The 6993-nt window shown below is 40.8% G+C and carries 6 protein-coding genes and 1 pseudogene; 5 read left to right on the forward strand and 2 right to left on the reverse strand.

The features are described from left to right. Window positions 1-39 precede the first annotated feature (39 nt). Window positions 40-375, reverse strand: a complete 336-nt coding sequence (locus F6K64_RS04795) for a XisI protein (protein ID WP_071102561.1) — start codon at window positions 373-375, stop codon at window positions 40-42. Beyond that, entirely contained in the window at window positions 363-779 is a 417-nt protein-coding gene (locus tag F6K64_RS04800) for an element excision factor XisH family protein (RefSeq protein ID WP_287264987.1), read from the reverse strand. Before F6K64_RS04800 ends, F6K64_RS04795 begins: the two co-directional genes overlap by 13 nt. Before the next feature lie 250 nt (window positions 780-1029). On the opposite strand from F6K64_RS04800, the gene F6K64_RS04805 reads away from it, so the two are divergent. The 5 genes and pseudogenes from F6K64_RS04805 to F6K64_RS04825 form a co-directional block, all read left to right on the forward strand. After that, window positions 1030-1338, forward strand: coding sequence for a DUF4258 domain-containing protein (locus F6K64_RS04805; RefSeq protein WP_287264988.1), 309 nt, complete (start codon window positions 1030-1032; stop codon window positions 1336-1338). A gap of 2 nt (window positions 1339-1340) precedes the next feature. Beyond that, entirely contained in the window at window positions 1341-1622 is a 282-nt protein-coding gene (locus F6K64_RS04810; RefSeq protein ID WP_287264990.1) for a YgiT-type zinc finger protein, read from the forward strand. A gap of 78 nt (window positions 1623-1700) precedes the next feature. Continuing rightward, a complete protein-coding gene (locus F6K64_RS04815) occupies window positions 1701-1853 on the forward strand; it encodes a hypothetical protein (RefSeq protein WP_154659890.1) in 153 nt (50 codons plus the stop codon). A 165-nt stretch (window positions 1854-2018) separates the two neighbouring features. Further along, entirely contained in the window at window positions 2019-6149 is a 4131-nt protein-coding gene (locus F6K64_RS04820) for a baseplate J/gp47 family protein (RefSeq protein ID WP_287264991.1), read from the forward strand. Window positions 6150-6163: 14 nt separating this feature from the next. Continuing rightward, window positions 6164-6993, forward strand: a pseudogene (locus tag F6K64_RS04825) (hypothetical protein); the annotation flags it as partial.

A 6993-nucleotide genomic window follows, 5' to 3' on the forward strand; every position in this document is an offset into this window, starting at 1 on the left:
TCTCAGAATTTGCCCACCCTACGACTAATAGGGTACGCTCTACGCAACAGCAAATTCCGTATCTTTCCTGCGTTCAGGTGACTTAAAACCCAAAACAATTTGCTCTTTTGGGACACCAGCTTCAACGAATTCGTTAGCCACTCCAACTTCTGTGCCATCTCGTTGAATCCAGATTTTTCCATCGATAATATCAACATGGATTAAACAACCATGCTCATAGTGCTTATTCTGACGGCCTAAAATCATCAGCAGGTAGCGATCGGATTCCCGATCAAAGACCGTCTCAAACTTAATGTCTCCATGCTTATAGGGCACTTTTGTATGATTTGTGATAATTTCTCGAATTAGTTTGCGGTAATTAGTTAATCTATCCATCGGATAATAACCTCCCGATCGGGGTCAAAGACAATAATAGGCACGTTGTAATCACTGAGAATGATTTCTCCCAGGGGTTCTGTAAAGAAATCTTCATATACTTCTTCGTGGAGTGCTAGATAAAGCTTGCGTTGAGGTTCTAAGCGTTTAATCACAGAGAGATAAATAAAATATTGACCTAGGGATTTTTGAGCATCAGCAATTGAGCTCGGACCACCAAAGGTTTTAATCTCAACAGCAATCTGCTGCTCATCTTTGACCGCTAGGAGCAGTTTTTCGGCTGCTAGATCAACGTACATATCTTGCTTACCCCAACGCAGGCGAAGGGGATCATCAGTAATCAACCACCCGTCTTTTTCTAGGGCACGGCGAACACCATAATGGAAGCGATCGCGGTTAGGCATCTTGTGCAGATCAGAACTGAAATTAACTCAATTATACAAGTGATGTGGGGCATATGGGGGGACGATATTGCTTGAAACGATTGATAGGCAAAGAGTGTAACCATTTGTGATCTAAAAAGATAGTGCGATCGCTACTCTTGTAGGGTGCGAAGCATGAAATGTAACGCACCATCTATCTGGTAATATTCGGTGCTTTATCGATTAAAATAGTACAATACAGCTATCCTTAATCAGATGTAAGCTAAAATGAATGAATATAAAGCAAATTAGTGATGCAATTCTTGATTATCGATTTTGGATTACCGATCATGCTGACGAAGAAGCAGAAGAATATCAATTGTCTTTTGATGAAATTTATCATTCTGTTCTGTATGGTGAAATCATAGAAGACTATACTAATCATCAACCTTATCCGCGCTGCCTAATCTATGGCGAAAACTTTGCAACTGAGCCAATTCATAGCGTCTGGGATTATGATCAAGAAACAAACACAGCTATTTTAGTTACTGTATATCGACCTGATCCGAAAAAGTGGATTAATGGCCAAATAAGGAGATAGTGATGAAAACCCATAAAAAATGTCCTAATTGTCAAGGAGAATTGACCACCAAACAAGTTAAAAAACTCCTCAAAGGTGGGGGAAATACAGCCATTGTTCAAGTAGAAGCCGAAGTCTGTTTACATTGTGGCGAACGATTATATAACCCCAATGTTGTTAGACAATTTGCTCAGATTCGAGCCAAACTTAAAAATCAAGAAACCAAAGACTTTGAATTAATCGGACAATCGTTTAGGGTGGGATCGCCGCTCTTGTCGGGTGGGCAAATTAGCCATGATTTCTAATCAAACCGACAACCGCTTGAATTTTGCCCACCCTACCTATTCTTGTCGGGTGGGCAAATAGCTTTTTAAAGTAAGCATATGCGCTACGCGCACGCTGCGCGAACAGCTAAAGGCCGTTGGCCACGCTTTCGGCAAAGCCGACGCTTCGCGAACGCGAACAGCCGTCAGCCGTCAGCTTTTATTCAAAAGCTGATAGCACCTCAAGTAGCGTGGCCTACGGCCAATGGCTGATCGCTGATCGCTGATCGCTGATCGCTGATCGCTAATGGCTGATAACTAAATGCTTACACCAAATTTTATTTTCCTTCCTGATATGAAGATTTATTACTTTATTTTAGATTAGCTTGTTAATAAAGTTTACATCCGCCCTCCTGATCAATGATATAGAATTTAGTTATGAATACAAACAATAAAATTATACATCATATTTTTCGTGATGGCGTTAGTCAGCGCGGACGCTTGCTAAGGGAACTCGAACCAGATTATGTTTCCGTAGATGAGCGCGATGTTTCTGATTTACTCACCTTCGTACAAAAGTATGCCACAAAACTAAACTATTACGATGAGTCCAATCGGATAAATGGGGATTGGTCGAGTTTCTTTGGGGGAGATGTTGAGCAAATGCTTGCTTACATTAATAACCCGGAAAGTTTTGCCGACGATCCATCGACACAAAGGCAATTAGCCCAACCTCATCTAGTTTTGTTGTTCACGTTTTTACAATTATTACGCTATCCTCAGCAACAGTTCAAGGCACTGACCCAAAGATATCTCGATTTTTATTATAAAGAGGTACTGCAGTTAAGGACAAAAGAGGAAGTTCCAGACAAAGTTAATGTAATTTTTGAGCTGGGGCAAGGAGAAGAAGCCCATCTTATTAACAAGGGTACTTTGCTCAGTGCTGGACAAGATAGTCAAGGGGTTAATATTAACTATGCCACCGATGAAAACATAGTTGTTAATCAAGCTCAAGTAGCCAGCATCAAAACCTTATTTCTGGAAAAAGATTACATCAGTTTAGAAAATATTCATCAGCAAGATAACAAGAGCGATCAAAGCTTTGAAAACATGCTGCGCTGGGCGGTTGGTAGCCCCAACCAAGGAGACCAACTTCCTGATTTTAATGGTGACGCTGTTGATATTGATTATCTTAAAGAACGTATTTATCAACAAATCAACGATATTGAGATTGAACAAATTCCTCAGGAACAAGAGGATTATATTAAAAATAAACTTTTTTTTGCCACTGTAGAAAATTTCAAATATTGCTTTGAGATACATGATCGGCAAATAAAGAAGGGAGATGCAGACGTCCAAGAACCTACAGAATTAGAATGGAACGAAGTTTATAAAATACTAGAAAAAGCTTACAGAAAAAAAATTACCATGGGGAGGCGTAATGCCTTAAAAGAAAAACGAGAACAAGAAGAGCGAGAACAATTGGCTTTCAAGAGCATGATGGAATTGGCTCTTGGGTCACCTAATCCTGGCGATCCTTTGCCGAAAATGCCTAATGGTTATACAACCCTCCAAGAGATATTTGATCACCTTGACCAAGAACCAGTTATTAGATATATCAAAGAAGAACTGTATCTGAGTGTGGCAGATTTCCGGAAGATTATGGAAATCCAAGCCACTACAGAAAATCCAGATTGGGAAGAAGTCTATCGCCTCGTTGAGAAAGCCCAAACTAAGAAAAGGAACTTTACTTATCCTCCTATTGGTAGAAGCGAAATTAAAAATATTCATGCAACTTCTCTAGTTGATGCAGAAAAGGTTCAAGCCACTATATCACAACCTTTTCATACTTTTGGCGAGATTAGTCAAACCTCGCAAAACTTCATCGGTTTTACCATTACTTCTCCCGTATTTTTGTTGCAAGAAGGTACACGTACTATTACCCTCACCTTCGCTTCTCAAGGAAACACTTTGAATCGGGATGCTTTCCAAGAAATACTAAGCAGTGAAAATGAACCTTTTGAAATTTACTTGAGTAGTGAAACCCAATGGATACAACTTCAATCCTTTGGATCTAAAATTGGAGATTTTATTGTAGAAGAACCTCTTAAATCCTATCCCGCTACAGAACTATCTCTGAGTTCGACTTCTTCGGAAAATGGTAACTTTACAAGTGTTTCTTTTCGTGAAGGTTCTGAATATACCTTTTCCGATGTGGGGCAGCTTCTTGTCTGGGATGACGGTAAGATATTCAAGATTACAGGATTAGTCAGCGATAGCAAGAAGGAAGCTTATATAAAGCAAATTGGGAATTTCCCTCAAGAGGCTGTTAGTACTGACAAGATTAACCTCTATCGTTCTTCTGCTATTTACCTTAACAGTTTACAGTTTCAGTTAAAACTCGATTCTACCCTACCAGCTATCTTGCCACCAAAACCAGATGAGTCAACTTTTTTCATCGCAACTTCCTATCCGATTGTAAAAATTCTGTTGAAAGAAATATCAGCAGCAGAAAATTCCCAGTCAAGACTTATCTATTACGAGGAATTTAAATCGGTGCGCTTAGAAAAAGTCAAAATACAAGTTAAGGCTGAGAATATTCAAGATATCAAACTGCGAAATGATAACTCAGTACTCAATACCAAAAGTCCTTTTCAACCCTTTAGCAATAATCCTAAAGCAGGTTCGGGTTTTTACTTCGCCAATACAGAAATTAGTACCAAAAAATTAGATAGTCTTGCTATCAAGATGGAATGGATGGGACTTCCTCAAGACTTTGCAACCCATTATCAGGCATACTCAATCACTGGCATAATTCCGAATGCGATCGCTAATAACAGCTTTCAAGCCAGTTTGAAACTTCTCAATAACAGAAGCTGGGTGGATATTGAAGGTCCCAAATCCATCTTTACCGAAAATAACAATACTTTAAATAATTCAATTAACCTCAATTATCAAAACTTTAATATTCCAGGCTATTCTCTCGATACTTCTAGCTTAGAAACAGAAACAGACGATACTTTTGAGCAAAATCGGTATTTCAAACTAGAACTAGAAAGTCCAGATTTTGCCCATGATTTATATCAGATAGTCCTATACAAGGTGGCTTTGTCAACGGATGATGCTATCAAATCTCTGACAGTTTATCCCCCTTACACCCCGCAAGTGAAAGCCATCTCCCTCGACTATACCGCCTCAGTAGAGATTGACTTGCAAGCCTCCCAAAGCGAGCAGGAACCTAGTCAAATCTTCCAACTTCATCCCTTTGGCTATGCGGATATCCAAACTCTCAATCAAGACAACCAATATTATCTCCTACCGAACTATCAAGAAGAAGGAACATTATACATCGGTATCCGCAATCTGCAACCACCCCAAAACATTTCCATCCTCTTCCAAATGATACCGGGCAGTGGTAATGGGGAACTAACTCCACCACAGATTCACTGGAGTTACTTGAGTGGTAATTCTTGGCGAGAATTTCAAGATACAGAGATGCTTTCCGATAGTACCAATGGGTTAGTGGATGCAGGGATTATCCGCTTGAGTATCCCTGAGGGAGCCACCAGTCAGCATAACTTGTTACCCAGTGGTTTACATTGGTTACGAGCCACCGTCACGGAAAACGCTGCTGCCATTCCTGATACTCTCGACATCAAAACCCAAGCAGTCAGGGCGACCTTTGTGAATCAGGGGAATGCAGCCGACCATTTAAGTAAACCCTTAGCTGCTAATTCTATTCAAGGATTTGTCACACGAGAACCCGCCATCAACACAGTACAACAGCCCTATAGTTCCTTTGGCGGTAAACCAAAAGAAGACAATCGCGCTTTCACCATGGGGGTGAGTGAAAGACTGCGCCATAAACAGAGGGCTATAACTGCCTGGGATTACGAACGCCTGGTACTGGAAAAGTTCCCCCAAATCTATAAGGTGAAATGTATCACTTCTGCTGCTGGCAACCACAATCCTGGTGATGCCAAGGTAACAGTAGTAGTTGTTCCCGATATTGCCAATACAGCGCCTTTCTTTCCCCTCGAACCCAAAGCACCTTTGTATTTACTCAAGGAAATCCAGGCATACCTGCAAAACTATACCTCACCATTTGTGCAAATCGTGGTTAAAAATCCTCGCTACGAACGCATTAAATACAGAGTGGCTATCCGTTTTCGCCCTGGATATGACCAAGGGTACTATCTCAATCAACTCAATGAAGATATTAAACGTTTTTTGTCCCCGTGGGCCTATGAAGAACAAGCAGATATTACCTTTGGGAGTTCAATCCATAGTTCCTCAATCGTCCATTTTATTGAGAAAAGACCCTATGTAGATTATGTTGGCTATCTCAAATTAATCGAGCAAGTCGGCATCAAAGCAGGATCTGGCGGCAAGTCAGATACTTATTATCGGCTTAATCAGTTTAATCTCGCCCAAGTGCAACACCCCGATTCGATTTTGGTTTCTGCTCCTCAACATATTATCGACCTAATTGGCACAGACAACTATGATCAGGAAGATTTCGAGGGCATTGGTTACATGATTATTGGTATTGATTTTATTGTTAGTTAACAGGAGTATTGATCATGGCTCAAAAGAATAGAAGCGAACTGCAAGGATTATTCAAGACAGGGGCAAAGCCTTCTCAACAGGATTTCGCAGATTTTATTGAATCCACTCTCAATATTAAAGATGATGCCATAGAAAAGCCCTTTGGGGCAGATACTCCCCTGAAGATTATGGCGCAGGGTACGGATGAAAAACTGTTGGATTTTTATGCGGGTGAGGCAAAGACTTGGAGTATTAGTCAAAAATCAGGAGATAAGCAAGGTTTAAATATATCTAATTCCTTTGGAGATAGTAGGCTTTTTATTGACAGTGGTAGTGGTAATGTGGGGATTGGGACGACAAATCCAGGGGCAAAACTATCTATAAATGGCGGTTTGCATGTTGGTGGTGATTCAGATCCAGGGGATAAAAACCTACTGGTAGATGGGACTACAACCACAAATCAATTATCTGTCTCAAGAAGTCTCAGCTTTGGTGCATCAACCAGACAGATGATTAACTTGTGGCGTCAAAATTACGGCATCGGGATACAGGCTGGTACCCAATATTTCCGCACTGACAAGAACTTTGCTTGGTATAAAGGTGGTACTCATGATCACAATGAACTGAACCCTGGTACTGGCGGAACAGTACAGATGGTCATCAAAGATGGCAATGTCGGGATTGGTACGGATAGTCCCGATCATCAGCTTGTCGTTGGTCCCCCAAACGCAGGACGTCATTTAGTAGTCAATGATATCCCCACAGCCCGCTGGGGATTTGCGACTGGCGGCTACAGTTTGGCAATTCAGAACGATGGCGATCAAGAGTGGAAAACCCGTATGTTACTCACCAAAGATGGCAATGT

The sequence above is a fragment of the Moorena sp. SIO3A2 genome (assembly GCF_010672265.1).
GTDB lineage: Bacteria > Cyanobacteriota > Cyanobacteriia > Cyanobacteriales > Coleofasciculaceae > Moorena > Moorena producens.

Excerpts from the sequence above, each read along its gene's own strand:
- F6K64_RS04810 (WP_287264990.1), top strand. The coding sequence starts at position 1,341 with ATGAAAACCCATAAAAAATGTCCTAATTGTCAAGGAGAATTGACCACC.
- F6K64_RS04795 (WP_071102561.1), bottom strand. The coding sequence starts at position 375 with ATGGATAGATTAACTAATTACCGCAAACTAATTCGAGAAATTATCACA.
- F6K64_RS04800 (WP_287264987.1), bottom strand. The coding sequence starts at position 779 with ATGCCTAACCGCGATCGCTTCCATTATGGTGTTCGCCGTGCCCTAGAA.
- F6K64_RS04815 (WP_154659890.1), top strand. The coding sequence starts at position 1,701 with ATGCGCTACGCGCACGCTGCGCGAACAGCTAAAGGCCGTTGGCCACGC.
- F6K64_RS04820 (WP_287264991.1), top strand. The coding sequence starts at position 2,019 with ATGAATACAAACAATAAAATTATACATCATATTTTTCGTGATGGCGTT.
- F6K64_RS04805 (WP_287264988.1), top strand. The coding sequence starts at position 1,030 with ATGAATATAAAGCAAATTAGTGATGCAATTCTTGATTATCGATTTTGG.